Consider the following 24,278-nt stretch of genomic DNA (forward strand, 5'->3'; position numbering starts at 1 on the left):
GATCACTCTAGTTCGAAAACACTGTGCGGCCCGCCACCAGTGTTTGCAAGACCATGCCTTGCAGCCGCGCCCCTTCGAAACAGGTGTTTTTCGAACGCGATCGGATGCCGCTTTCGCTGACGATCCAGGGCTCTTCGAGGTCGACGACTGCAAGATCGGCCGGCGCTCCCGGCTTCAACGAACCGCCGGGCAGGCCGAACAGTTTGGCCGGCGCGGTGGACAGCGTCTCGATCAGTCTGAGCAATGGCAAATCGCCATTGTGGTAGAGCCGGAGCGCCGCGCCCAGAAGCGTTTCCAGTCCAATCGCCCCTGCCGCGGCATCGGCGAAGGGGAGGCGCTTGGTATCGACGTCCTGCGGGTCGTGCGAGGAGACGATGATGTCGATCGTGCCGTCCTTGACCGCCTCGATCATCGCCAGCCGGTCTTCCTCGGCGCGCAGCGGCGGCGTCAGCCGGAAGAAGGTGCGATATTCCCCGACATCGTTCTCGTTGAGCGAAAGATTGTGGATCGCGACGCCCGCCGTGACATTGGCCTGGTCGGCCTTCGCCCGCGTCATCGCCTGTGCGGCCATCTCGGTTGAGATCTTGGCCGCGTGATAGGCGCCGCGCGTCAGCCGCGCCAGCGCCAGGTCGCGCTCCAGCGGGATGGACTCCGCTTCGCGCGGAATGCCGGCAAGGCCGAGCCAGCTGGCATAGAGGCCCTCATTCATAACGCCGGCCGAGGCGAGGTCGTCATCCTGCGTCTCATGCGCGATGACGCCGCCGAAATCGCGGGCGTAGGTCAGCGCGCGGCGCATCACCAGTGCGCTGTCGATGGTGTGGCGACCGTCGGTGAAGGCGACGGCGCCGGCCTCGCGCAGCAGGCCGAACTCGGTCATCTCGCGGCCGGCCAGGCCCTTGGTGATCGCCGCCGCCGGAAAGATGTTGACGATCGCAGTGTCCCGCGCGGTGCGCAGCACGAATTCGACCAAGGCGACATTGTCGATCACCGGGTCGGTGTCGGGCATCATCACAATGGATGTCACGCCGCCGACCGCCGCCGCCACGCTTGCCGAGGCAATGGTCTCGCGATGCTCGCCACCAGGCTCGCCAATGAAGACGCGCGTGTCGATCAGGCCGGGAATGATCGCCTTGCCGGCGCAGTCGACGACAATGGCTCCGGCCGGTACGCCCTGGTTCAAGGCGGCCTTGCCGGCGGCAACGATCTTCTTGCCCTCGACGATGACGGTGCCGATCTCATCGATGCCGCGTGAGGGATCGACGATGCGGGCGCGCTCAAAGACCGCCGTGCTCATGCGCCGCGGCCCTCTGCGTTGCGGCGCGGGTCGAGCAGCGCATCCATCACCGCCATGCGCACGGCGACACCCATCTCGACCTGTTCCTGGATGACGCTTTGCGGGCCGTCGGCGATTTCGGACGCGATCTCGACGCCGCGGTTCATCGGTCCGGGATGCATGACCAGTGCCCCTTCCTTGGCTGCCTTCAGCTTTTCCGCATCGAGGCCGAAATAGCGGAAATATTCGCGCACCGAGGGCACGAAGGCGCCCTCCATGCGCTCGCGCTGCAGGCGCAGCATCATCACCACATCGGCACCCTTCAGCCCTTCGGCCATCGAGCGCGAGACAATGACGCCCATCTTCTCGATGCCGGACGGCAAGAGCGTGGACGGCGCGACGACCCGCACCTGCGCGCCGAGCGCGTTCAACAGCATGATGTTGGAGCGCGCGACACGCGAATGCAGGATGTCGCCGCAGATCGCCACGATCAGCTTCGACAGCGGTCCTTTGGCACGGCGGATGGTCAGCGCGTCGAGCAGTGCCTGTGTCGGGTGCTCATGCGCGCCGTCGCCGGCATTGACCACGGAGCAGCCGACTTTCTGCGCCAGAAGGGCAGCAGCGCCGGCCGACTGGTGGCGGATGATCAAAATGTCGGGGCGCATGGCGTTCAGCGTCATCGCCGTGTCGATCAGCGTCTCGCCCTTCTTCACCGAAGAACTCGCCACCGACATGTTCATGACATCGGCGCCAAGCCGCTTTCCGGCCAGCTCGAACGACGACTGCGTGCGCGTCGACGCTTCGTAGAAGAGGTTGATCTGCGTGCGGCCGCGCAGCGTCGAGGTCTTCTTCTCGGACTGCCGCGAAATGGCGACGGCGCGATCGGCCCGGTCGAGCAGAAGCTCGATATCTGCGGGGGAAAGATCGCGGATGCCCAGAAGATGGCGATGAGGATAAAGCGGCAGGGACGAAGCGTCGGTCATCTCAAGGCGCTGCTATAGGGGGGAGAATTCCTTGCCGCAAGCGCCAGCTTGGGATTGCGGCCTTTCTCCCCGGTATTTTCGTCGCGTGCGCCGGCAAGCTTGGGCTATATCTAGCCGATGGCTTCGGATTCGAGGCCTTCCGATGATAAGGACCTTTCTCCCGATAGAAGGACTGGGCGTGACCGACGACGTAACCAACCAGCCGCCGCCGCTGACGGGCGGCAACGCCTGGCGGGGCGATCCGTTGCTGATCCAGCTCGCCGAGCGTTTTTCCGATCCGGTGCGCAAGGATCTCGACGGGCTTGGCCGGTTCGTCCTGACGCAGGAAGCGCAGGAACTGGCGCGTCTTGCCAACGTCGAGACACCGAAGCTCCGCACGCATGACCGCCAGGGCCGGCGCATCGACCAGGTCGAGTTTCATCCGGCCTATCATGCACTGATGCGCCGCTCGGTCGCCGGCGGCCTGCACTCCTCGATCTGGGAGAATGGCGATAATGAGATCGGCCGTCGCCATCAGGTGCGCGCCGCGCGTTTCTATCTGACCGCCGAACTCGAGACTGGGCATCTCTGCCCCATCACCATGACCAGCGCTTCGCTGGCCGCGCTGATGGCCAGCCCAAAGCTGTTTCGCGAATGGGCGCCGCGCGTTACGACGCGCAAATACGATCAGAGCCAGAAGCCGCCGGTCGAGAAGACCGGGCTGACGCTCGGCATGGGTATGACCGAAAAGCAGGGTGGCACCGACGTGCGCGCCAACACCACAAGGGCCGAGCGCGCCGGCAGCGGTTTTTATCGCCTGACCGGCCACAAATGGTTCATGTCGGCCCCGATGTCGGACGCTTTTCTCGTGCTCGGACAGGCGCCGGAAGGGCTTTCCTGCTTTCTCGTGCCGCGCATCCTCGGCGACGGCTCCGGCAACGGCTTCCGCTTTCAGCGGCTGAAGGACAAGCTCGGCAACCGCTCGAATGCCTCCTCGGAGGTGGAGTTCGTCAATGCCATCGGCGAGATGGTGGGCGAGCCCGGCGCCGGCGTGAAGACCATCATGGACATGGTTACGCTGACCCGGCTCGACTGCGCCGTCGCTTCGTCGGCGATCATGCGGGCAGGGCTCGCCGAAGCCGTCCATCACACCCGCCACCGCCAGGTGTTCGGTTCGACGCTGATCGAACAGCCGCTGATGCAGCGTGTGCTGGCCGACATGGCGCTTGATGTCGCCGCCGCCACAGCCCTTTCGTTCCGGCTGGCGCGCTCCTTCGACGAAGCGGCCAGCGATCGCGGCGAGGCGGCCTTTGCCCGCGCCATGACGCCGGTGGTCAAATACTGGGTCTGCAAGATCGCGCCGCCGCTGCTCTATGAGGCGATGGAATGCCTCGGCGGCAACGGTTATGTCGAGGAAGCGCCGCTCGCCCGCTACTATCGCGAAGCTCCGGTCAATGCGATCTGGGAAGGGTCGGGCAATGTCATGGCGCTCGACGTGCTGCGCGTGCTCGGCCGCGCGCCCGGCCTGTTCGAGGAGGTGCTGGCCGGCATCGACCGCGATCTCGGCGCTGGCGGACGCGGCACCATCGGCGTGCTCAAGGCAGCCATGCAGGTCGCAGGCACCGATGAGGGATCGGCGCGCCTGCTCACCGAGCAGCTGGCGCTGTCGGCGGCAGCCGCGGAATTGCGCCGGCTGGGGGCAGGGCGGATCGCTGATGCTTTCGTCGAGACGCGGCTCGCCGGCCAGTGGCGCAACACCTATGGGATGCTCGATTCGCGCCATGACGCGCGCATGATCATCGACACACTCTATCCACCGGTGAACTGAGGCCGGCTGCACAGCCTATCACCACGAATTTACCGCCGCCTGTGGATGGACGTTAACCTTAACAAATGGTTTCCATTGCAGAGGCGGGCCGCAAAGCCCACTGTCTTTGTTACAAAAGCAGGGATGCCATGCGGCCCATTTTGACCTCTTTTCTGGCCTTGCACTGGGCGGTGGTTTTCGCCCTGCTGGCGTTCATCTGCATGGATGGAAACCGCGGTGTTGCCGGCGCTCTGGGGGTGCTCGGCGTCGTCATGGAAAATACCCGTCTGGTCGATCTCGACAACGCTGCCGTCGTGGCGCCGTTGGCCATTGCGCTGCTGGTGGTCGCGGTGCTGTTTTGCTGGGTCTTCGTCGAGAGTTTGGTTAACGCCGCAGCGAGCCCCGACGGTGCCGACAGTGTGGCGCGGACCGCCTTCATTTCGGCATCCGCCGTCCTGTCGTTGATCTTGATCGCCGGCGCCACGCAAGGCATCAATGGCCTGTTCATGGTTGTGGCCGTGCAACTGGCGGCACTTCTGGCCTCCTACGTCGCAATGCTTGCCGAGCGGAGATCGGTCGTCGCCGGCGCGGTTTCGCGCGAGGCCGAGAGCCGCGCCACTGCGCATGCCATGGCCGAAGGCGCCGCGCACGGCTCCTTGCTGTCGCGCATTTCCGGCCGGCCGGACATTGGTCACAAAGACGGCGGTCCCAGAGATAGTGGCCATAGAGGCGGCTCCAGCCGCAGGGACGGTCACTGATGCGCACCCTGTTCGCATTGTGGGCCGCCCCGCTCGCTCTGTTCTGGGGCTGGTTCTTCTTGTCGCTCAACGACATCAATTTCGGCTACGTTATGCTCAGCCGGCAGCTGCATGATGTGGTGTTCGAGCTCTACGGCCAGATGCTGGGCATCGATCCGGCGATCATTCCGGGCATGGTGGCCAGGGCCTGCATTTTCGACGGCTTCCTGCTGATGGCATTGTGGGCGTTCCGCCGTCGCCGCAACATCGCCGCCTGGATCAGGTGCCGGTGGGGAAATCGGGTTCCGTCCGATCGGATGAGCCAAGCGACTGGAGTCGATCTAAAGCTCCCTGCAGAATAAAGGCGGCGGCGGCCGAATCGATCTTGCCGGCGCGTTTGGCGCGCGAGAAATCCATCTCGATCAGCGTCCGCTCTGCTGCAACCGTCGACAGCCGCTCGTCCCACAGCACGAAGGGCAGGTCGGTCATCCCAGCCATATTGCGCACGAAGGCGCGCGATTTCTGGGCACGTGGACCTTCCGAACCGTCCATGTTGATGGGCAGGCCGAGCACAAACGCGCCGACATTGTCCTTTTGCAACTGGGCAAGCAGCGCTGCCGCATCCAGCGAAAATTTCTTGCGCAGGATTACCGGGCGCGGATGGGCGAAGGAAAGCCCTCGGTCGGAAACGGCGACGCCGATCGTCTTGTCGCCGAGGTCGAGCCCGGCCAGCGTCCTGCCGCCTTCCAGGTGTGCCGGCAGATCCTCGATTGCTATGACGCCCAACGGCTTCCCCAAACCAGTTTTACCGTGACAAAGATCCTGACACGCTCTTTTGAACCGCGAGCATACTATGTCACTTTAATTTCGCAGCCGGCGTTCTATCTTCCGGCGCAACCAAAATCGAGGGAACACGATTGATGAAATTGACCTGGTACGGACATTCGGCCTTTCGCATCGAGACATCAGGCGCGACCATCCTCATCGATCCCTATCTCATCGGCAATCCGTCATGGACTGGTGGTTGGGAAGGGCCGGCGCAAGGCGTGACCCATGTATTGCTGACCCACGGCCACAATGACCATGTCAGCGGCGCGGTGGAGGTGCTGAAGAAGAGCGGCGCCCAGCTCGTCGCCAACTACGAGATTTGCATGTACCTGGTCGGCCAGGGCGTCGACGGCAACAAGATCAACCCCGGCAATCTGGGCGGCACCGTCGATTGCGGCGCTTTCACCACCACCTTCGTGCAGGCGCTGCATTCCTCATCGTTCGGCCTCGATGGTGGCCAGAACGTCTATCTCGGCAATCCCGGCGGCCTGGTCCTGCATTTCCCGGAAGACAAGACGCTCTACCATATGGGCGACACCGACATCTTCTCCGACATGGCGCTGATCAATGAACTGCATGAACCGAAGATCGGCATCGTGCCGGTCGGCGACCGCTTCACCATGGGTGGTGCGGTGGCGGCCCTTGCCTGCCGGCGCTTCTTCCACTTCGACACGGTCGTGCCCTGTCACTTCGGCACCTTCCCGATCATCGACCCGACGGCGGAAAAGTTCGTTGCGGGCCTCGAAGGATCGGGAGTGGACGTGGCCTTGCCAGCCATCGGCCAAACGATCACACTGTAGAGCGATCGTTTGGACGATCCCTTGTCGCAAAAGGGAATGAAACCATGGGTTTGAGAAGGACTCTTTGCGTGTCGATGCTGGTTGCGGCGTCACCCGCATCGGCCGCCGAGGACTTCATCAAGGGCGTCTATCTCCAAACCCAGGAGCTTTGTGCGCAAGCCAAAAAGGACACGCTGCAGACCCTGATCGACGCCGGCAATGTCATCTTGTCGGCGGACGGCCTGCAAAGCGTCGAGTACAATTGCGAGTTCGTCCAGGTCACCAAGGCGACGCGCTCGCCGAGCTGGGCGGTCACCGCCATCTGCCAGGAGCCGGGCTTTCTTTTTCCCGACGTGCTTTCGGTCACGCAGATGAACGCGACCCAGATCGATATCGTCTCGGTGCGCCCGACCGCCGACGAAGGCGAGCAGGCCGGCAATGGCGGCAGCTATTACCTCGGCGAAGGCGTGTCCTTGCCTTAGAGCAACTCCAGGAAAAGTGTGGAGCGGTTTTCCCTCGGGAATTGCGTAAAAGGAAGAGGCCGAAATTGCCGCCGGCGGCAGATGCACCGCACGTATCCGCGTGCTAGCGTGGCCCCATGGGGATGCTGAAACGGATGGGATCGCTTTTGCGGGGAGAGCAGCCGGCATTCCGGAAGCTCGAACTGCATGTCGCACATGGCTGCAATCTGGCCTGCGAAAGCTGTTCGCACTATTCCAATCATGCCCATTCCGGCACGGTGTCGCTCGAGGATGCCGACCGCTGGATGGGGCTGTGGAGCAGCCGCGTCTCGGTCACCCGGTTTTCCTTGCTTGGCGGCGAACCCACCATTCATCCGCACTTGCCGCAATTTGTCGGGCTGGTGCGGCGGCATTGGCTGCATACCCAGATCGAGATCGTCTCCAACGGATTCTTCCTGCATCGCCATCCGTCCTTACCCACCGTCCTTGCGGCGGACCCGGATGCCCGCCTTGTCATCTCCGTGCATCATGATTCCGAAGAGTACCGCGACCGGTTGAAACCGGTCTTCGCTTTGCTGGAACAATGGCGGCAGGAACACGGCTTCGTCGCCAAGGTGCGTCCAGCGCACAAGAACTGGACCCGGCGTTACGAAGGTTTTGGCGACACCATGCTGCCGTTCGAGGACGGCGACCCGCGCGCCAGCTGGGAGGCCTGTCCGGCCCGCCACTGCAAGCAGCTTCTCGACGGACGCATCTGGAAATGCGCACCCTTGGCCTATCTGCCGATGCAGAAGGCAAAATACCGCCTTGCCGACAAATGGGATCGCTATCTCGCCTATCAGCCGCTCGACCCGGATTGCTCTGGCGCCGAACTTGACGCTTTCGCCGCCCTCGAGGACGAAGCCGCGTGCGGCATGTGTCCGGCCAGGGAGCGCCTGTTCGAACTGCCGCTTCCGCTGCGCCTGCCGAAAGCCCGGGCCGGCACCGCAGCGCAGTCTTGAGCACGATCGATGTTGCGCGGCACGCGCCGCGCCGCTATAGCGCCATCTGGTTTTCCCAAAGGCTAAAGACATGTCCGTTGATCTGCAGACAGTGAAGCGCGTCGCGCGTCTCGCCCGCATTGCGGTGAGCGAGGAGGATGCCGAGCGCATGACCGGCGAGCTAAACGCCATTCTGGGCTTTGTCGAGCAGCTGAACGAGGTCGATGTCTCCGGCGTCGAACCGATGACCTCGGTGACGCCGATGGAGATGAAGAAGCGCGAAGATATTGTCACGGACGGCGACAAGGCCGCCGATATCGTCGCCAACGCTCCGGCCACTGAAGAGAATTTCTTCCTCGTGCCGAAGGTCGTGGAGTAGGCGGCCGATGGCAATCGAGATCGCCATCGAAACACCGCTGCAGGACGATGTCCGCGCTTTGGTCGAGGAGCTCAACGCGACGCTGCTCGAACTGACGCCGCCGGAGCACTGCTATCATTTGACGGTCGAGCAGATGGCCGGCGAAGACACCACCGTCTTCATCGCCCGCGACGACGGGCAGGCTATCGGCTGTGGCGCGCTGAAGCGCCATGATCCCGGCGTTGGCGAGGTCAAGCGCATGTACACGCGGCCCTCGCATCGCGGAAAAAAGATCGGCGCCAAGATCGTCGAGCATGTCGAGACGCTGGCGCGCAGCGAAGGCCTGAAGCGGCTGGTGCTGGAAACCGGCGACCGCCATCCCGCCGCCTGGACCGTCTATGAACGCGCCGGCTTCTCGCGCTGCGGCCCGGTGCTGGATTATCCCGATTCCGAGTGGTCGGTGTTTTACGAAAAGAGCCTTTGATGAGCGAGCTGACCCATCTGACGATTTCGCAGGCCCGCGCCAAGCTGCGCGGCAAGGAAATTTCCGCCGCCGAGATCACCGAGGCGTATCTCTCGGCAATCGAGCGCGCCAATCCGGTGTTGAATGCCTACATCGTCGTCACCGGCGACAAGGCGCGCGACATGGCGAAGGCCTCGGATGCGAAGCTCGCCAAGGGCGAGGGTGGCGCGCTGGAAGGCATCCCGCTTGGTATCAAGGACCTGTTCGGCACCGAAGGCGTCCACACCCAGGCCTGCAGCCATGTGCTCGACGGCTTCAAGCCGCGCTACGAATCAACCGTCACATCCAATCTGTGGGCCGACGGCGCCGTTATGCTGGGCAAGCTCAACATGGACGAGTTCGCCATGGGCTCGTCCAACGAAACGTCTTACTACGGCCCGGTCGTCAATCCGTGGCGGCGTTCGCGCCTCGACACGGTGGTGATGCCGACCACGCATCAGGGCGATGGCGGTTTTGTTTCGGCCGGCGGCACCAAGACCGCGCGCACGCTGGACAACGCCCAGCTGGTGCCCGGCGGCTCGTCAGGCGGCTCGGCTTCAGCCGTTTCGGCTTTCCTGTGCGCCGGCGCCACCGCCACCGACACCGGTGGCTCGATCCGCCAGCCCGCCGCCTTCACCGGCACCGTCGGCATCAAGCCGACCTATGGCCGCTGTTCGCGCTGGGGCATCGTCGCTTTCGCCTCGTCGCTCGACCAGGCCGGCCCGATCGCCCGCGACGTGCGCGACGCCGCGATCCTGTTGAAGTCCATGGCATCGGTCGACGCCAAAGACACTACCTCGGTCGATCGCCCGGTGCCGGACTACGAGGCGGCGATCGGCAAGCCGATCAAGGGCATGAAGGTCGGCATTCCAAGGGAATACCGCGTTGACGGCATGCCGGAAGAGATCGAGGCGTTGTGGCAGAAGGGCATTGCCTGGCTGAAGGACGCTGGCGCCGAGATCGTCGACATTTCGCTGCCGCATACCAAGTATGCTTTGCCGGCTTACTATATCGTCGCGCCGGCCGAAGCGTCGTCCAACCTCGCGCGCTATGATGGCGTCCGCTACGGCCTGCGCGTGCCCGGCAAGGACATCGTCGACATGTATGAAAAGACCCGCGCCGCCGGTTTCGGCCGCGAGGTCAAGCGCCGCATCATGATCGGCACCTATGTGCTGTCTGCCGGCTACTACGACGCCTATTATCTGCAGGCGCAGAAGGTGCGCAATCTGATCAAGCGCGACTTCGAGACCGTCTTTGCCGCCGGCGTCGACGTCATCCTGACCCCTGCGACGCCGTCCGCCGCTTTCGGCATCGCCGACGAGGACATGGCCGCCGATCCGGTGAAGATGTATCTCAACGACATTTTCACGGTGACCGTGAACATGGCCGGTCTGCCGGGCATCGCGGTGCCAGCCGGCCTCGATGCCAAGGGCCTGCCGCTCGGCCTGCAGCTGATCGGCCGTCCGTTCGACGAGGAAACCCTGTTCCAGACCGCTGCCGTCATCGAGCAGGCGGCGGGAACCTTCCAGCCGGAGAAATGGTGGTAGCATGCCGCCTTCGTCTCGCATTGCCATCGTCGAGACGAGAGACGAACTGCTGATCACAAACCCACCGCGTACCTCGGATTTCAGGACGGCCTTTGTCCTGATCGGGGCAGCGATCGTTGCTTACACCGGCTATATGGGATTGGCCGACACGTCGCCCGCAACCGTCACCAGCGGCACTCTTGGCCTGCTGTCGTTCGTGGCTATCATTGCGCTCTTCACCTATTTCCTCGGCAAGGATTTCATCTGGCTGGTGTTCGGCAAGGAAACGCTCAGGCTGACCAATGCCGCAGCCGTGCGCGACGTCAGGGGTTCTTTGCGAAATCGTTCGTCACTGGCTTTGAAAGGGCATCTTAGGGTCCAAATCCTCGAGCATACCTATCCAACCGATGAAGCGGGACTGTCGGAAGTCATCAGCCTGACCAACGCGAACGGCGTCCTCCTTTTCGGCAGGGAGTTGAGCCGTCCCGAGGCCGAGGCAGTAGCGAATGCGGTCGAGCACTTCATCGGCCGTCAAAATTCAAGCCGGTGATAGGCACGCAATGTTCTTCTATCTCTCCAAAATCTTCTGGTTCTTCGTCCAGCCACTCAACCTGGCGATCTTCCTGCTGTTGGCCGGCTTGCTCGCGGCGCTGGTCGGCCGCCGGCGATTGGCGGCCACTGGCAGTGTGTTCGCTTTCCTGATTCTCGCGCTTTCGGCCTGGACGTCGCTTGGCGCCATGATGCTCAATCCGCTGGAGGAGCGCTTCCCGAGGCCAACGCTGCCGCAGAAGGTCGACGGAATCGTCGTGCTCGGCGGCGGATTCGAAGGCGCCATCAATCTGGTGCGCGGCGGCTATGAACTGAATTCCGGCGGCGACCGCATGGTCGAGACCGCGATCCTTGCCCGGCGCTTTCCGGACGCGAAGGTGGTTGTCTCGGGCGGCACCGGCGAACTGTTCATCGACGGCGAGGGCGATGCGGCCACCGCACCACGCCTGCTTGACGCGCTCGGCGTGAGCGCCGATCGTCTAATGCTCGAGAACAAATCCCGCAACACCTATGAGAATGCCGTCTTCACCAAGGAACTGGTGACGCCGAAGCCGCGCGAGACCTGGCTGCTGGTGACCTCCGCCTTCCACATGCCGCGCTCCAAGGCGCTGTTCGACAAGGCTGGCTTTCAGACGATCCCGTGGCCTGTCGACTATCGTACGTCGGGCAAGGAAGGCTTTGGTCTATTCCGCGACAACGCGCCGGATTCGCTGCAAACCACCACCATGGCGATCCGCGAATGGATCGGGCTTGCCGCCTATTGGCTGTCCGGCCGGATCGACCAGCTTTTCCCTGGGCCGGGCGGCTGACCGATCACCGCTTGCCGCGCTGCCGAGAAGAATTGGCGTCGCACCAGCACCGCCAGAAGCAGCAGCGTCGACAGTACGAACACGATCGGGTCGACGAACCAGCCGAGATAGCCGATCGAAAAGAACACGGCGCGCAGGCCTGAATTGAAATGCTTGCCGGCCAACATGTTCATGCGCGCCGCGCGCCACACCGCCATTTCGCTGACCGGGTTGTGCGAGGCTTCGCCATGCGGGATCGGCACCGCGCCGATCAGGATCGTGCAGTAGTTGAAGAGGCGGTAGGCCCAGCCGAATTTGAAGAAGGCGAAGGCCAGGATCAGCACCAGGCCAAAGACCTTTATCTGGAAGGCCGAACGCGACGAGGTTGCGCTCAATGGCAGGTCGCTGAGCACGGCAAGCACCTGATCGGAGGCGCCGAGCAGCGCAAAACAGCCGCCGAGCGCAATCAGCGAACTTGAGGCGAAAAAGGCGGTGCCTTGCTGCAGGCCACTCATGATGGCGGTGTCGACGATGCGGATCTCGCGCTCGGCCATGGTGCGCATCCAGGCCTCGCGCTGCACATTCATGGCCATCGTCAGCGACACGCGACTGACCAGCTTGCCGTCGGACGCCAGCGTATGCAGCACCCATGCAAGGAGGAAGAAAGCCAGCGCCGCGAGATCGGCCGTCGACAGATGGAAGGAATCGCCCATGCCCCCTTTTAGCACAGGCAAAGCAAGCTCTTCGATGACCGAGACGTCGGGCACTGACTGACGCACAACAATGTCGCTGCCGGAGCAAACAAGGTCGGCGGGTGCAGCGCCGCATTCGTCAAAACAGCACAAACATCATGGAAAGTCCTATATGTAAGTCTGATCTCACTCCCGGAGATGGCGCAGCGTGTTCCTTTCGGTTTTCGACCTGTTCAAGATCGGCATCGGACCGTCGAGTTCGCATACGATGGGACCGATGACGGCGGCGCGGCGGTTTCTCGACGAGATCGCCGGCGATGACTGGCCACGCCCGGCCGGCGTCAAGGTCGATCGGATTGGCGCCAGCCTGCACGGATCGCTCGCCTATACCGGCATCGGCCACGGCTCCGATCGCGCCGTTGTCCTCGGCCTCGCCGGCCTGACACCGCAGACGGTCGACCCCGATGAGGCCGATACCATCGCCACGCGCATCGCCGCCGACAAGCGGATTTCGCCGCCCGGCCATCCCTCCTATCGCTTCGATCCGGCGACGGATCTGGTGCTCGACAGGAAAACGCCGCTCACCGGCCACGCCAACGGCATGGCGTTCTACGCCTATGATGCCGGCGACCGGTTGCTGCTCAAGCGCATTTATTATTCGATCGGCGGCGGCTTCGTCGTCTCCGAGGAAGAGCTGCAGCGGATGAAGGTGAAGGGCTCGGTGACGACCGAAGGCAAGAAAGTGCCTTATCCCTTCAAGAACGCCGTCGAGATGCTGAAGATGGCCGGCAAAAGCGGCCTGTCGATTGCCGACATGAAGCGCATCAACGAAGAGACGCAGATGTCGCGCGAGGAACTCGATTCCGGCCTCGATGCCATCTGGGGCGCCATGAAGGGCTGCATCGACCGCGGCCTGTCACAGGACGGCATCATGCCGGGCGGCTTGAAAGTGCGCCGCCGCGCCCGCATGTTGCACGACAAGCTGCAGGAACAATGGCAGCAGAACAAGCCAAACCCGTTGCTCGCCAATGACTGGCTGTCGATCTACGCCATGGCGGTGAACGAGGAAAATGCCGCCGGTGGCCGCGTCGTCACCGCGCCGACCAATGGCGCGGCGGGCACGTTGCCGGCGGTGCTGCGCTATTGGCTGCATTTCCACCCCGAGGCCGACCAGCCGAGCATCCGCGATTTCCTGCTGACCGCTGCCGCAGTTGGCGGCATCATCAAGACCAACGCCTCTATCTCCGGCGCTGAGGTTGGCTGCCAGGGCGAGGTTGGTTCTGCCTCGGCAATGGCCGCGGCCGGCCTGTGCGCCGTCATGGGCGGCACGCCCGAGCAGATCGAGAACGCCGCCGAGATCGCGCTCGAACATCATCTCGGCATGACCTGCGACCCGGTCGGCGGCCTGGTGCAAGTACCCTGCATCGAGCGCAATGCGCTCGGCGCCGTCAAGGCGGTGACGGCCGCTTCGCTGGCCATCAAAGGCGATGGCGTCCATTTCGTGCCGCTCGACGCGGCCATCGAAACCATGCGCCAGACCGGCCTCGACATGAACGAGAAGTACAAGGAAACCAGCCTTGGCGGCCTCGCCGTCAATGTTGTTGAATGCTGAACGCTCAACCGCGCTGGCTCTGTGGAGAAGTCGGGCAGGGCCGTTGACGCAATCGCGCGTCGGACTAAACCTTAAGCCATGGCACTCAATCTCCTAAAACTGTGCGTCGGTTGCGACAGCGTCGAGGATCTCGAAGAGTGGATCGCCTTACGTCTCGACGAGCGGCGGCGTGCCCGTGAGCCGGCCGAGCATTGGCACACCACCCGCATGGTGCCGACGCGCGGCGCCGAGGTCACCGATGGGGGGTCGCTTTATTGGGTGATCAAGGGCAGCGTGCAATGCCGCCAGCTGATCACCGAAATCCGCCCCTTCACCGACGATGAAGGTATCGGCCGCTGCCATTTGATGCTCGATCCGGAGGTCGTGCGCACCGACTGGCAGCCGCGCCGCGCCTTCCAGGGCTGGCGCTACCTGAAACCGTCGGATGCGCCGGCCGATATCGGCAAGGGCAAGGCTGGAATGGTCGAGATGCCGCCGAAACTGAAGCGCGAGCTCGCCGATCTCGGTCTGCTCTAGCGCTAAGGCACCCCCGCGCCTCTCCGCCGTGCTGATCGCTCGCTGGCCCTTCATGTTGTCCGGGGCTGGACTTGCAAGCGGGCCGGCAACGCCACATCTTGCTTCTGATGAGCGACAAGAAGCAGCCAGTGCCCGCAAGGGCCAACCCTGCGCCGGTCAAGCCTCAATCCAATGCCGGCGAGATCGACGCCTTTATCCGTCAGGCGCGGAGACTTGCCGCGTCCGCGATCGGCTCCGGGCGGCTGATCCTTGCGCTCGACGCAACGATGAGTCGCCAGCCGACCTGGGATCTCGCCACCAAGCTGCAAGGCGAAATGTTCGATGCCGTCGGCAAGGCCGGAACCCTCAGTGTCCAACTCGTCTATTTTCGTGGACTGGGCGAGTGCCGGTCATCGGCGTTTGTCGCCAATACCAACGCCCTGAAGCAATTGATGACCCGGATTGATTGCCGCGCCGGCCACACCCAGATCGGCAAGGTGCTGGCACATGCGTTGAAGGAAACGGCGACAGCCAAGGTCAATGCTCTGGTCTATATCGGCGACGCCATGGAAGAGGATATCGACGGCCTGGCGCAAAAGGCCGGCAGCCTCGGTCTGCACGGTGTTCCCGTCTTCGTCTTCCAGGAAGGTCATGATTCCGGCGCAGAAAAGGCGTTCAAGGAGATCGCGCGGCTGTCCAAAGGGGCCTGGTTTCGATTTGACCGGCGGGCCGCCGCGACCCTGGCCGGACTGCTTTCGGCCGTCGCCGTCTATGCAACCGGTGGATTGAAGGCGCTCGAGGCACGGGACAGGCCGGGAGACCGGCTGTTGATCGAGCATCTCAGGGGCGGCGGGAATTGATGGGCGCAATCATTGCACTTGTTGCACTGTTTCTGGTGCTGCTTGGCGCGGCGACCATTTTCGTGCGCGCCGATGCGGCAAAACTGGCGAGCAGCATGCGCACGCTTGGCCCGCTGCTTCTGGCGCTGGTTGGCCTCGCCGTGCTGGTGGTTGGCCGCGAAGGCATTGCCGGCCTCATCCTGGCCGCGGCCCTTGCCTGGTATGGGTCGATGCGGATGAAGCGGCCCACAGCCGGATTGGCGCCCGGCAAGCGCTCGACGGTGCGAACCGCCGCACTGGAAATGGAGCTTGATCACGATACGGGCGGGCTTGAGGGCCTGGTTCTGGCAGGCCGCCATGAAGGCAAGATGCTGGGTGCGATGGGCCTGGCCGAACTGCAGCAGCTTTACCGCGAGCTCCCCGGCGACCCGGAGAGCCGTCAATTGCTAGAGACGTATCTTGACGGCCGTTTTCCCGTCTGGCGCAAAGACGCTGAGGCGAACGGTGGCGAAGGGCTGGGTGTTGCGCCAGGTGCGGGCGCCATGACTAAGGAGGAGGCCTACAAGGTCCTTGGTCTTGAAGCGGGGGCCGCCGCGGCGGATGTCCGCAAGGCGCACCGCCGCCTGATGCAACGCCTGCACCCCGACATCGGCGGCACGTCTTTCCTGGCGGCGCGGATCAACGAAGCCAAGGACGTCTTGCTCTCCAATCACAACTAGTCTCCTTCGACGCAGTAAATTTCCGGGAGATGGTTTCGACGTCGCCCTATTGCTGGACGGCGTAGCAGGTAATTTTCTTCTTCTTCAAAGCATTGCAGGCATTCCAGGCCGCATCCTTCGAACCGAAACCGCCGAAGCGGGCGCGGTAATAGGTCTCGCCATCCTTGTCGAAAGCGACCGTGAATCCGGATGCAGAAGCAAGGATCTTCGGCGCCTGCTTGGCGGTCTTGTCGAGGAAAGCCTGCGCTTCGGACTGTTTGGGCGAGGACGCCACCTGCACCGCCCAGCCGGACGGCACCGAGGCAGTGTTTACCGGGTCGATCGCCTGAGGTGCTGCTGGCGCGGGTTCGGCGTAAGCCGCAACCACTTGTGCCGTTTCGACCTTGGGCGCCGTCACGATGACGGTCTTGACCTTCCTGGTCTTGACGACGGGGGCGGGCTCTTCGACGGCGGCCACCGTCTGTTCGTCGGCAGACTGCTCGTCGACAGATGTCGGATCGTCGTTGGACGCCACCGCATCGTCTGTAACCACCGGCTTGTCGTCCGGCGTCGGCGCGTCATGCTTGGGAAGGAAAACCTTGGCCAGCGCCTTGATCGGATTGTCGCCGCCGGCCTTTGCGACCAGGGCGCCGTCACCGCGTGTCGATGCGCGCGGCATGTAGGCGTTGATCAACCCGGCCATCTGGTTGTCGCGGCTGCGCCCCGACGTGCCGCCCATGACGACGGCGACGAGACGGCGATTGCCGTCGGAAACCGACGAGACAAGGTTGAAGCCGGAGGCTCGGGTGTAACCGGTCTTGATGCCGTCGACGCCCTTGATGCGGCCGAGCAGCCGGTTGTGGCCGTTGATGCGCTGGCGTCCATAGAGAAAGGAGCGCTGCGAGAAGTAGCCGTAATATTGCGGGTAATGTTCCCTGAGCGCGATGCCGAGCATCGCCATGTCGTGGGCGGTGGTGAACTGGCCGGGATCGGGCAGGCCGTTGGCATTGCGAAACACGGTGCCGTCCATGCCGAGCTGCCGCGCCTTGGCCGTCATCATGCGGGCGAAATTGCTCTCGCTGCCGCCGAGCAGTTCGCCGAGCGCGGTCGCCGAATCATTGGCCGACTTGGTCACCATCGACAGGATGGCGGTCTCGACGGAAACCGCTCCGCCAGCCTTGACGCCAAGCTTGGTCGGCGGCTCGGCCGCAGCCTTGGCAGAAAACGGCACCGGCGTGTTCTTGCTGATCCTGCCCTTCGCCATGGCCTCGAAGGTCAGATAGAGCGTCATCATCTTGGTCAGCGACGCCGGGTAGCGCCGGCCATTGGCATCGGACGAATAAAGCACCTTGCCGGTCTTGGCATCGACGACGATCGCCGACGACCTGGCGGCCATCGACGATGCGGCATCCGCAACGACGAATGACATCGCCAAAGCGAGGATCATGATCGTTTTGAGGGAAGATGCGGATTTTGAACCGAAGACCGACAACGCCTGACGCACTGATAGTTCCTTTGAAACTCATTGCCCCGGAGGCGGCAAAGGGATCCGGCCTCACTTGTCGTCAAACTATCGCAGCCTGCGTTACCAATCCGTTTATGGTAACCGGCGCGTTCACCATTTTCCTCGGGCTTGAGGCTTTCTTTATTCGAATTTTAGCGGTTGCCGGCACGGCGCGGCCCGATGCCGCGGAAATCTTGACTTTTGTGCAACGCACAATATACTCTCCTGCATTGCACAACTGCGCTCAGGCAAGGGCGCCTTAAAACCGCCAAGGGAGACGTGAAATGACCCAGACCTATGAGGACTTCTCGAAATACGGCAAAGAGTTTGCCGACACCGGATTGAAGAGCTTCGCTTCGCTCTCCAAGAGCGCGCAGGCGATCGCCACCGAAGCCGGCGAATACACCAAGAAGAGCTTCGAAGCCGGCAGCGCCGCGGTCGAAAAGCTGTTCACCGCCAAGTCGCTGGAAAAGGCGATCGAGATCCAGTCCGACTTCGCCAAGCAGAGCTATGAGAGCTTCGTCGCCGAGGCGACCAAGTTCGGCGATCTCTACGCCGAGCTCGCCAAGGAGGCCTACAAGCCCTTCGAATCGATTGTCGCCAAGGCGAAGTAATTTCGCGCCAAAATACCAGGCACGGCCTTTCGGGCTTGCAAAACAGACCCGGTCGCGGATGCGCGGCCGGGTTTTTTCATGCCGGTTTCAATTCCGTGGCCTTGGCGGTTCACGATTTTGAAAATCGCCTCGGTTTGCCCACCTAGCCATATTGTCAGCTAACAAGAAGGGCTTAAAATCGTCCATCGAACACCTACATGTCGAACTCGCATGGGGATTCGAAAGAGGCAGGATTACGTGACGATCGGTTTGACTGCCACGACAAGCGTGGTGCGGATGCAAAGTGACGGCGACGGCAACGAGGCCGGTCGCGGTACGGCTGTCATTACGCGCACGAAAACCAAGACCAAGAAGCCCAGCCTTTATCGGGTCCTTATCCTCAACGACGACTACACGCCCATGGAGTTCGTGGTTCACGTCCTGGAGCGTTTTTTTCAAAAGGACCGCGAAGCCGCCACACGCATCATGCTTCATGTTCATAATCATGGAGTGGGCGAGTGCGGGGTCTATACATTCGAGGTGGCCGAGACCAAAGTGTCCCAGGTCATGGATTTCGCCCGACAGAATCAGCATCCGCTGCAATGCGTGATGGAGAAGAAGTGAGGTAACATGCCGGCTTTCTCCCAAGGCCTGGAAAAGGCGCTTCACCAGGCGCTGACGCTCGCCAATGAGCGGCACCATGAATATGCAACCCTTGAACATCTGCTGCTCGCGCTCATCGACGACACCGAGGCGGCCGCAGTCATGCGCGCTTGCAACGTCGATCTCGACGAGCTGAAGCACACCGTTCTCACCTATATCGACACCGAACTCGACAACCTCGTCACCGGTTACGATGAGGATTCCAAGCCGACCGCCGGCTTCCAGCGCGTCATCCAGCGCGCCGTGATCCATGTGCAGTCATCCGGCCGCGAGGAAGTGTCCGGCGCAAACGTGCTCGTCGCCATCTTTGCCGAGCGCGAGAGCCATGCCGCCTATTTCCTGCAGGAACAGCAGATGACCCGTTACGACGCGGTCAACTACATCTCGCATGGCATCGCCAAGCGCCCCGGCGCTTCGGAGACGCGCTCGCCGCGCGGCGCCGATGACGAGCAGGGCGGCCAGAACGGCGCCGAGCCGCAGGAGGAGGGCGGCAAGAAGAAGCAGCAGCAGGATGCGCTGACGGCTTATTGCGTCAACCTCAACAACAAGGCCAAGGCCGGCAAGATCGATCCGCTGATCGGCCGCGAGAGCGAGATCAACCGCACCATCCAGGTGCTGTGCCGCCGCTCCAAGAACAACCCTCTCTATGTCGGCGATCCCGGCGTCGGCAAGACGGCGATTGCTGAAGGTTTGGCCAAGCGCATCGTCGAAGGCGATGTGCCGGAAGTGCTGCAGGACGCCACCATCTTCGCGCTCGACATGGGCACGCTTTTGGCGGGCACCCGCTATCGCGGCGATTTCGAAGAGCGGCTGAAGCAGGTCGTCAAGGAGCTTGAGGACTATCCGGGCGCCGTGCTGTTCATCGACGAGATCCACACCGTCATCGGTGCCGGCGCAACCTCGGGCGGCGCCATGGATGCGTCGAACCTGTTGAAGCCGGCGCTGTCTTCGGGTGCCATCCGTTGCATCGGCTCGACTACCTACAAGGAGTTCCGCCAGTTCTTCGAGAAGGACCGCGCTCTGGTGCGGCGCTTCCAGAAGATCGACGTCAACGAGCCGACCGTCGAGGACGCCATCGAGATCATGAAGGGCCTCAAGCCCTATTATGAGGAATTCCACAAGGTGAAGTTCACCAACGAGGCGATCAAGGCCTCGGTGGAGCTGTCGGCGCGCTACATCAACGACCGCAAGCTGCCGGACAAGGCGATCGACGTGATCGACGAGACCGGCGCTTCGCAGATGCTGGTGCCGGAAGCCAAGCGCAAGAAGACCATCGGCATCAAGGAGATCGAAGCGACGATCGCCACCATGGCCCGCATCCCGCCGAAGACGGTTTCGGCCGACGACGAGAAGGTGCTGCAAGGCCTCGATGTCGAGCTGAAGCGCGTCGTCTACGGCCAGGACACCGCGATCACCGCGCTGACCTCGGCGATCAAGCTGGCGCGTGCCGGCCTGCGCGAACCGGAAAAGCCGATCGGCTCTTACCTGTTCTCAGGCCCGACCGGCGTCGGCAAGACCGAAGTGGCCAAGCAGCTTGCCGCCTCGCTCGGCGTTGAGCTGATCCGCTTCGACATGTCGGAATATATGGAACGCCACACCGTCTCGCGGCTGATCGGCGCGCCTCCCGGCTATGTCGGCTTCGACCAGGGCGGCCTGTTGACCGACGGCGTCGACCAGCATCCGCACTGCGTGCTGCTGCTCGACGAGGTGGAGAAGGCGCATCCCGACCTGTTCAACATCCTGTTGCAGGTCATGGACCACGGCAAGCTGACCGACCACAACGGCAAGCAGATCGACTTCCGAAATGTCATCTTGATCATGACCACCAATGCGGGCGCATCCGATGCGCAGCGTGCGGCGATCGGTTTCGGGTCGACCAAGCGCGAAGGCGACGATGTCGAGGCGATCAACCGGCTGTTCACGCCGGAATTCCGCAACCGTCTCGATGCGATCATCCCGTTCGGCTCGCTGCCGGTGCCGGTCATCCATCAGGTGGTACAGAAGTTCGTCATGCAGCTCGAGGCCCAGCTCTCCGAGCGTGGTGTCACATTCGACCTGTCGCCGGACGCGATCGCCTGGCTCGCCGACAAGGGCTATGATGAGCGCATGGGTGCGCGGCCGCTCGGCCGGGTCATCCAGGAGCACATCAAGAAGCCGTTGGCCGACGAGGTGCTGTTCGGCAAGCTCAAGAAGGGCGGCACGGTGCGCGTCACCGTCGAGAAGAAGGAAACCGGCGAAACCGGCCTGAAGCTCGAATCGCTGGCCGACGAAGCGCCGGTGCAGCCGAAGCAGGAGCCGGAAGAGGCGGAGGCGCCGAAACCCCGCAAGGCGGTGGCCAAGAAGCCGGTAGCCAAAAAAGCGGTGGCGCAGAAGCCTGAGCCCAAAGGCAAGGATGGCGGCAAGCGCAGCCTGGTGCCGCAACTGCCACGCAAGGGCTGACAGGCTCGAAAAACAAAGAAAAGCCCCGGAAACGGGGCTTTTTTCGTTGGCTGGCCGGTTTGCCGAAACAGGGCGCCTTGAGGTCAGGTGGTAACGCCGTCGGGTGCGAAGCGAGCCAGGACATGACCGCACGCCTTCCAGATGGCGATCGAGATCAGCACGCTCGCGTAGCCATCCACGGCATAGTGCCAGCCAAGGACAACCGAACCGACCATGATGATGGCGGCGTATGCCCACATCAACAGGCCAACCAACCGAGAGCGGCGCGTTGCATAAAGCGCGAAAAGCACCGCCATCGCCACATGCATGGATGGGAAGGCGGATATGCCGAGACTGCCTGGGGTCGCGCCGATATAGCCGCTCCACAAAATGTCCTGCGTGCTCAGCGCCCAGATCGGATAGATGCGATCGGCAGCAGCGAGCGTCTGCATCAGGGGATGATAGTCGCTGCCCAGCCCCAGTCGCTCGTAAAAGCACGGTCCCGCCGAAGACAGGCCCATTGCCAGGAAGAAACCCGCCAGTATCCACACGAGCATGAAGCTCATCAGGAACTGGTGACGCAGCTTCGTGTCCTTGCGCGTGATGCAAGCGATGAAGACCGAGGCGATAAGGACGACGAACCAGAAATTGTAAGTCAGGTTGAACGCTCTTACGGCGAGCGGCGACTGGACGATAAACCATAGCCATTCATGGGGAGCTCGACCGAAATGCAGCGCCCGGTCGGCCTGGTCCAATGCGTGGTCCCATGCGAATGGCGAGAGGATCGCGACCGCGCCTTTCAACACGCCGAAAGCGGATATGAGCGCAATGCTCGCAGCCAGACCATTCAGGCTGTTGGCGTTGCGCTCGGCGTCGCCGAACAAGCTCCCCATCGATCTTAGAAAAGTGCCGAGCGGTTCAGGATCGCGCTTGATGAGCGCAAGGTGAAAAAAGCTGCCGAGTGCGAAGGCACAGCCGCCCATCCAGAAAGCGAAGAGAAGGTATTGGGCGTAGTCATCCAGAACGCTGAAATCCGGCATGTTTCCGGTACGCAGGCCGACCGCGGCTGCCAAAAGCAAGGCGGCGGTGGCCATCACATGCAGTAGCCGATGGCGCCGGTATGCGTCCGCCAAGATGCTCAGAAAGGCCCGCCCGGAAACTGCTTTTGTCAACGGTTCTGATGTCGCAACCGAATTGCCCACGATTTTTGAAAATCCAAACACACCAGGGTAGGGCAACTTACCATGGCGTGGCTTGATACTTCCCTAACCGATGCAGTGGATTTTGCCCGAGCGCATTGCCTTGGGGCACCCCAGCGTCAACCGTTCAGCACTGCCCGGATCTTGCCTGCGTTCTCGGCCAGGACTTCGGGCTTCTCCATCTGTCCCGTATGCGGCTTCAGCGCGATGCCTTCGAACCGCGGGATGACATGGACGTGCAGGTGATAAACGGTCTGCCCAGAGGCCGGTTCGTTGAACTGCAGGATGGTGACGCCGTCGGCGCCGAAAGCTTTCTTGACCGCCACCGCTACCTTCTGGACGACCGTGAACAGCGCGCCGAACGTCGACGGATCGGCATTGAGCAGATTGCGCGACGGCGCCTTAGGCACCACCAGCGTGTGCCCAGGCCCTTGCGGCATGACATCCATGAAGGCGACCACCGCGTCATCCTCGTAGACTTGGTGCGAGGGAATTTCGCCGCGCAGGATCTTTGCGAAGATATTGCTGGGGTCGTAAGGCTCGGTCATGGCGGCACTCCGGGAGTATGCTCCCGGTGTAGCGAAGCTGTCCCGGACCGGCAAGTCGGTCAGGCGAGATCGACCATCGCGGCTTGGACCAGCGCTCGATGGAAGCACCGCTTTTTCGTCGAGGGGAGGTCGAAATAGACGATCGGGTCGTCGTCTAGCAAAGCGGCACGGGTGGTGACGACCGGATCAAGTCGCACCCGGGACGACAGACTGCTACTCCTCAAGATCCTTGCGGAAAGGCGTATGTTCTTCCAGAATTTCGCCCATCCGCTCGACTTCGCGCCGTTCGCGCCGGAGATAGTCGGCCACCGCATTGCGCAGGCCGGGATGTGCGATGTAATGCGCCGAATGCATGGTCACGGGACGGTAGCCACGCGCCAGCTTGTGCTCGCCTTGCGCGCCCGCCTCGACCACCTTCAGCTTGCGCTCGATGGCGAAGTCGATCGCCTGGTGGTAGCAGACTTCGAAATGCAGGAACGGGTGGTCCTCGATGCAACCCCAATTGCGCCCGTAAAGCGCGTCGGAGCCGATGAAGTTGATGGCGCCGGCGATATAGCGACCATTGCGCTTGGCCATGACCAGCAGGATATCGTCGGCCATGCGCTCGCCGATCAGCGAGAAGAACTTGCGGTTGAGATAGGGGCGGCCCCATTTGCGGCTGCCAGTGTCCATGTAGAAGGCAAAGAAATCATCCCAGGCCTTTTCGGTCAGGTCTTTGCCGGTCAGCCGGTCGATCGAGATATCGTTTGCGAGCGCTTCACGACGCTCCTTCTTCATCGCCTTGCGCTTGCGCGACGCCAGCGTGGCAAGGAAGTCATCATAGGTCGAAAAGCCTTCGTTGAAGAAGTGGAACTGCTGGTCGGTGCGATGCAGAAAGCCCGCCGCCTCCAGCGTCTCGATATCACTTTCTTGCGCAAAGGTGACATGGGCGGACGACACGCCGAGCTTTTCCGTCACCGCCTTCAGGCCGGCCGCGAGGCCAGCCTTCACTGTGGCGCTGTCTTCGCTCCTGCTGACCAGCAGTCGAGGACCGGTGACCGGGGAGAACGGCACGGCGCACTGCAGTTTTGGATAGTAGCGGCCGCCGGCGCGCTCGAAAGCATCCGACCAGCCATGGTCGAAGACATATTCGCCCTGGCTATGCGATTTGAGATAGCAAGGTACCGCGCCCAGCAGTCTGCCTTGCGCATTCTCCAGCCGGAGATGATGGCCCTGCCAGCCGGTGCGCCGAACGGCGCAGCCGGAATCCTCGAGCGCACCTAAAAAAGCAAAGGAAACGAGAGGGTTGTAGCTGGTTTCTGCATCGCCGCGTGTGGTGCCGGCAAAGCCGTTCCACTCATCGCAGGTGAAGGCGCCGATGCCGGCGGCGATGCGGATGGAAAACTTCGCATTCACCGTTTGCCCATCGCCGTCGTCACCTTGATCCATGAGGCTTATTTAAGCTCTGTCCGGGCCGCTACAAGTCAC

26 protein-coding genes are annotated in these 24,278 nt (G+C 62.6%); 18 read left to right on the forward strand and 8 right to left on the reverse strand.

The window, feature by feature from the left end; all coding sequences use genetic code 11:
* Window positions 1-7: 7 nt before the first annotated feature.
* Complete coding sequence (locus tag ACWGTO_RS11530) at window positions 8-1,294, reverse strand: dihydroorotase (RefSeq protein WP_454574979.1); 1,287 nt, start codon at window positions 1,292-1,294, stop codon at window positions 8-10.
* On the reverse strand, window positions 1,291-2,256 hold the full coding sequence (locus tag ACWGTO_RS11535; RefSeq protein WP_454574980.1) for an aspartate carbamoyltransferase catalytic subunit: 966 nt from the start codon (window positions 2,254-2,256) through the stop codon (window positions 1,291-1,293). Before ACWGTO_RS11535 ends, ACWGTO_RS11530 begins: the two co-directional genes overlap by 4 nt.
* A 142-nt stretch (window positions 2,257-2,398) precedes the next feature.
* On the opposite strand from ACWGTO_RS11535, the gene ACWGTO_RS11540 reads away from it, so the two are divergent.
* The 3 genes from ACWGTO_RS11540 (at window position 2,399) to ACWGTO_RS11550 (ending at window position 5,141) form a co-directional block, all read left to right on the forward strand.
* Window positions 2,399-4,063: a DNA alkylation response protein gene (locus tag ACWGTO_RS11540; protein WP_454574981.1), complete on the forward strand. Its 1,665-nt coding sequence runs from the start codon at window positions 2,399-2,401 to the stop codon at window positions 4,061-4,063.
* A 128-nt stretch (window positions 4,064-4,191) separates the two neighbouring features.
* On the forward strand, window positions 4,192-4,800 hold the full coding sequence (locus tag ACWGTO_RS11545) for a hypothetical protein (RefSeq protein ID WP_454574982.1): 609 nt from the start codon (window positions 4,192-4,194) through the stop codon (window positions 4,798-4,800).
* Window positions 4,800-5,141 (forward strand): DUF6105 family protein, encoded by a 342-nt coding sequence (locus ACWGTO_RS11550; RefSeq protein WP_454574983.1) that lies wholly within the window; start codon window positions 4,800-4,802, stop codon window positions 5,139-5,141. Before ACWGTO_RS11545 ends, ACWGTO_RS11550 begins: the two co-directional genes overlap by 1 nt.
* Here ACWGTO_RS11550 and ruvX read toward each other — a convergent pair.
* A complete protein-coding gene (gene ruvX, locus ACWGTO_RS11555; RefSeq protein ID WP_454574984.1) occupies window positions 5,059-5,565 on the reverse strand; it encodes a Holliday junction resolvase RuvX in 507 nt (168 codons plus the stop codon). The two genes, ACWGTO_RS11550 and ruvX, sit on opposite strands and share 83 nt — an antisense overlap.
* 134 nt (window positions 5,566-5,699) lie before the next feature.
* Between ruvX and ACWGTO_RS11560 the strand changes: the two genes are divergently transcribed.
* The 8 genes from ACWGTO_RS11560 (at window position 5,700) to ACWGTO_RS11595 (ending at window position 11,571) form a co-directional block, all read left to right on the forward strand.
* Window positions 5,700-6,407 carry a metal-dependent hydrolase gene (locus ACWGTO_RS11560; RefSeq protein WP_454574985.1) on the forward strand — a complete coding sequence of 236 codons (708 nt, stop codon included), beginning with the start codon at window positions 5,700-5,702 and terminating at the stop codon, window positions 6,405-6,407.
* A gap of 44 nt (window positions 6,408-6,451) precedes the next feature.
* Window positions 6,452-6,868, forward strand: coding sequence for a hypothetical protein (locus ACWGTO_RS11565; RefSeq protein WP_454574986.1), 417 nt, complete (start codon window positions 6,452-6,454; stop codon window positions 6,866-6,868).
* A 134-nt stretch (window positions 6,869-7,002) separates the two neighbouring features.
* Entirely contained in the window at window positions 7,003-7,848 is an 846-nt protein-coding gene (locus ACWGTO_RS11570) for a radical SAM protein (protein ID WP_454574987.1), read from the forward strand.
* 70 nt (window positions 7,849-7,918) lie between these two features.
* Window positions 7,919-8,206, forward strand: coding sequence for an Asp-tRNA(Asn)/Glu-tRNA(Gln) amidotransferase subunit GatC (gene gatC / locus ACWGTO_RS11575; protein ID WP_454574988.1), 288 nt, complete (start codon window positions 7,919-7,921; stop codon window positions 8,204-8,206).
* 7 nt (window positions 8,207-8,213) lie between these two features.
* Entirely contained in the window at window positions 8,214-8,669 is a 456-nt protein-coding gene (locus ACWGTO_RS11580) for a GNAT family N-acetyltransferase (RefSeq protein ID WP_454574989.1), read from the forward strand.
* Window positions 8,669-10,234 (forward strand): amidase, encoded by a 1,566-nt coding sequence (locus ACWGTO_RS11585; protein ID WP_454574990.1) that lies wholly within the window; start codon window positions 8,669-8,671, stop codon window positions 10,232-10,234. The genes ACWGTO_RS11580 and ACWGTO_RS11585 overlap by 1 nt, the downstream gene beginning before the upstream one ends.
* 1 nt (window position 10,235) lies before the next feature.
* Complete coding sequence (locus tag ACWGTO_RS11590; protein WP_454574991.1) at window positions 10,236-10,763, forward strand: hypothetical protein; 528 nt, start codon at window positions 10,236-10,238, stop codon at window positions 10,761-10,763.
* A 10-nt stretch (window positions 10,764-10,773) separates the two neighbouring features.
* Complete coding sequence (locus ACWGTO_RS11595) at window positions 10,774-11,571, forward strand: YdcF family protein (RefSeq protein ID WP_454574992.1); 798 nt, start codon at window positions 10,774-10,776, stop codon at window positions 11,569-11,571.
* Here ACWGTO_RS11595 and ACWGTO_RS11600 read toward each other — a convergent pair.
* Window positions 11,520-12,263: a DUF599 domain-containing protein gene (locus ACWGTO_RS11600; protein WP_454575223.1), complete on the reverse strand. Its 744-nt coding sequence runs from the start codon at window positions 12,261-12,263 to the stop codon at window positions 11,520-11,522. The two genes, ACWGTO_RS11595 and ACWGTO_RS11600, sit on opposite strands and share 52 nt — an antisense overlap.
* A 187-nt stretch (window positions 12,264-12,450) precedes the next feature.
* Here ACWGTO_RS11600 and ACWGTO_RS11605 point away from each other — a divergent pair, with 187 nt between their 5' ends.
* The 4 genes from ACWGTO_RS11605 (at window position 12,451) to ACWGTO_RS11620 (ending at window position 15,907) form a co-directional block, all read left to right on the forward strand.
* Window positions 12,451-13,854, forward strand: a complete 1,404-nt coding sequence (locus ACWGTO_RS11605; RefSeq protein ID WP_454574993.1) for an L-serine ammonia-lyase — start codon at window positions 12,451-12,453, stop codon at window positions 13,852-13,854.
* Window positions 13,855-13,932: 78 nt separating this feature from the next.
* Entirely contained in the window at window positions 13,933-14,370 is a 438-nt protein-coding gene (locus ACWGTO_RS11610) for a DUF1489 family protein (protein ID WP_454574994.1), read from the forward strand.
* Between the two features lie 107 nt (window positions 14,371-14,477).
* Complete coding sequence (locus ACWGTO_RS11615; RefSeq protein ID WP_454574995.1) at window positions 14,478-15,209, forward strand: VWA domain-containing protein; 732 nt, start codon at window positions 14,478-14,480, stop codon at window positions 15,207-15,209.
* Window positions 15,209-15,907: a DnaJ domain-containing protein gene (locus tag ACWGTO_RS11620; protein ID WP_454574996.1), complete on the forward strand. Its 699-nt coding sequence runs from the start codon at window positions 15,209-15,211 to the stop codon at window positions 15,905-15,907. The genes ACWGTO_RS11615 and ACWGTO_RS11620 overlap by 1 nt, the downstream gene beginning before the upstream one ends.
* Before the next feature lie 46 nt (window positions 15,908-15,953).
* Here the strand turns inward: ACWGTO_RS11620 and ACWGTO_RS11625 are convergent, their stop codons facing one another.
* The gene (locus ACWGTO_RS11625) at window positions 15,954-17,333 is read right to left on the reverse strand and encodes a D-alanyl-D-alanine carboxypeptidase (RefSeq protein WP_454574997.1); all 1,380 of its coding nucleotides are present in this window, start codon (window positions 17,331-17,333) and stop codon (window positions 15,954-15,956) included.
* 341 nt (window positions 17,334-17,674) lie between these two features.
* Between ACWGTO_RS11625 and ACWGTO_RS11630 the strand changes: the two genes are divergently transcribed.
* From ACWGTO_RS11630 to clpA, 3 genes are all read left to right on the forward strand, one after another.
* Window positions 17,675-18,004, forward strand: a complete 330-nt coding sequence (locus ACWGTO_RS11630) for a phasin family protein (RefSeq protein WP_454574998.1) — start codon at window positions 17,675-17,677, stop codon at window positions 18,002-18,004.
* A gap of 276 nt (window positions 18,005-18,280) precedes the next feature.
* The gene (gene clpS / locus ACWGTO_RS11635) at window positions 18,281-18,607 is read left to right on the forward strand and encodes an ATP-dependent Clp protease adapter ClpS (protein ID WP_023671012.1); all 327 of its coding nucleotides are present in this window, start codon (window positions 18,281-18,283) and stop codon (window positions 18,605-18,607) included.
* A gap of 6 nt (window positions 18,608-18,613) precedes the next feature.
* A complete protein-coding gene (gene clpA / locus ACWGTO_RS11640; protein ID WP_454574999.1) occupies window positions 18,614-21,085 on the forward strand; it encodes an ATP-dependent Clp protease ATP-binding subunit ClpA in 2,472 nt (823 codons plus the stop codon).
* Between the two features lie 83 nt (window positions 21,086-21,168).
* Here clpA and ACWGTO_RS11645 read toward each other — a convergent pair whose 3' ends face one another.
* From ACWGTO_RS11645 to ACWGTO_RS11655, 3 genes are all read right to left on the reverse strand, one after another.
* Entirely contained in the window at window positions 21,169-22,158 is a 990-nt protein-coding gene (locus ACWGTO_RS11645) for a phosphatase PAP2 family protein (protein WP_454575000.1), read from the reverse strand.
* A 224-nt stretch (window positions 22,159-22,382) separates the two neighbouring features.
* Window positions 22,383-22,811, reverse strand: coding sequence for an HIT family protein (locus ACWGTO_RS11650; protein ID WP_454575001.1), 429 nt, complete (start codon window positions 22,809-22,811; stop codon window positions 22,383-22,385).
* Window positions 22,812-23,024: 213 nt separating this feature from the next.
* A complete protein-coding gene (locus ACWGTO_RS11655; protein ID WP_454575002.1) occupies window positions 23,025-24,239 on the reverse strand; it encodes a GNAT family N-acetyltransferase in 1,215 nt (404 codons plus the stop codon).
* Between the last annotated feature and the right edge of the window lie 39 nt (window positions 24,240-24,278).

The organism is Mesorhizobium sp. PL10 (assembly GCF_053714315.1).

Bases quoted from the DNA above. Each gene is read 5' to 3' on its own strand.
- ACWGTO_RS11530 (WP_454574979.1), bottom strand. From the start codon at position 1,294: ATGAGCACGGCGGTCTTTGAGCGCGCCCGCATCGTCGATCCCTCACGC.
- ACWGTO_RS11535 (WP_454574980.1), bottom strand. From the start codon at position 2,256: ATGACCGACGCTTCGTCCCTGCCGCTTTATCCTCATCGCCATCTTCTG.
- ACWGTO_RS11540 (WP_454574981.1), top strand. From the start codon at position 2,399: ATGATAAGGACCTTTCTCCCGATAGAAGGACTGGGCGTGACCGACGAC.
- ACWGTO_RS11545 (WP_454574982.1), top strand. From the start codon at position 4,192: ATGCGGCCCATTTTGACCTCTTTTCTGGCCTTGCACTGGGCGGTGGTT.
- ACWGTO_RS11550 (WP_454574983.1), top strand. From the start codon at position 4,800: ATGCGCACCCTGTTCGCATTGTGGGCCGCCCCGCTCGCTCTGTTCTGG.
- ACWGTO_RS11560 (WP_454574985.1), top strand. From the start codon at position 5,700: ATGAAATTGACCTGGTACGGACATTCGGCCTTTCGCATCGAGACATCA.
- ACWGTO_RS11565 (WP_454574986.1), top strand. From the start codon at position 6,452: ATGGGTTTGAGAAGGACTCTTTGCGTGTCGATGCTGGTTGCGGCGTCA.
- ACWGTO_RS11570 (WP_454574987.1), top strand. From the start codon at position 7,003: ATGGGATCGCTTTTGCGGGGAGAGCAGCCGGCATTCCGGAAGCTCGAA.
- gatC (WP_454574988.1), top strand. From the start codon at position 7,919: ATGTCCGTTGATCTGCAGACAGTGAAGCGCGTCGCGCGTCTCGCCCGC.
- ACWGTO_RS11580 (WP_454574989.1), top strand. From the start codon at position 8,214: ATGGCAATCGAGATCGCCATCGAAACACCGCTGCAGGACGATGTCCGC.
- ACWGTO_RS11585 (WP_454574990.1), top strand. From the start codon at position 8,669: ATGAGCGAGCTGACCCATCTGACGATTTCGCAGGCCCGCGCCAAGCTG.
- ACWGTO_RS11590 (WP_454574991.1), top strand. From the start codon at position 10,236: ATGCCGCCTTCGTCTCGCATTGCCATCGTCGAGACGAGAGACGAACTG.
- ACWGTO_RS11595 (WP_454574992.1), top strand. From the start codon at position 10,774: ATGTTCTTCTATCTCTCCAAAATCTTCTGGTTCTTCGTCCAGCCACTC.
- ACWGTO_RS11600 (WP_454575223.1), bottom strand. From the start codon at position 12,263: ATGGGCGATTCCTTCCATCTGTCGACGGCCGATCTCGCGGCGCTGGCT.
- ACWGTO_RS11610 (WP_454574994.1), top strand. From the start codon at position 13,933: ATGGCACTCAATCTCCTAAAACTGTGCGTCGGTTGCGACAGCGTCGAG.
- ACWGTO_RS11615 (WP_454574995.1), top strand. From the start codon at position 14,478: ATGAGCGACAAGAAGCAGCCAGTGCCCGCAAGGGCCAACCCTGCGCCG.
- ACWGTO_RS11620 (WP_454574996.1), top strand. From the start codon at position 15,209: ATGGGCGCAATCATTGCACTTGTTGCACTGTTTCTGGTGCTGCTTGGC.
- ACWGTO_RS11625 (WP_454574997.1), bottom strand. From the start codon at position 17,333: ATGATCCTCGCTTTGGCGATGTCATTCGTCGTTGCGGATGCCGCATCG.
- ACWGTO_RS11630 (WP_454574998.1), top strand. From the start codon at position 17,675: ATGACCCAGACCTATGAGGACTTCTCGAAATACGGCAAAGAGTTTGCC.
- clpS (WP_023671012.1), top strand. From the start codon at position 18,281: ATGCAAAGTGACGGCGACGGCAACGAGGCCGGTCGCGGTACGGCTGTC.
- clpA (WP_454574999.1), top strand. From the start codon at position 18,614: ATGCCGGCTTTCTCCCAAGGCCTGGAAAAGGCGCTTCACCAGGCGCTG.
- ACWGTO_RS11645 (WP_454575000.1), bottom strand. From the start codon at position 22,158: ATGGCCACCGCCGCCTTGCTTTTGGCAGCCGCGGTCGGCCTGCGTACC.
- ACWGTO_RS11650 (WP_454575001.1), bottom strand. From the start codon at position 22,811: ATGACCGAGCCTTACGACCCCAGCAATATCTTCGCAAAGATCCTGCGC.
- ACWGTO_RS11655 (WP_454575002.1), bottom strand. From the start codon at position 24,239: ATGGATCAAGGTGACGACGGCGATGGGCAAACGGTGAATGCGAAGTTT.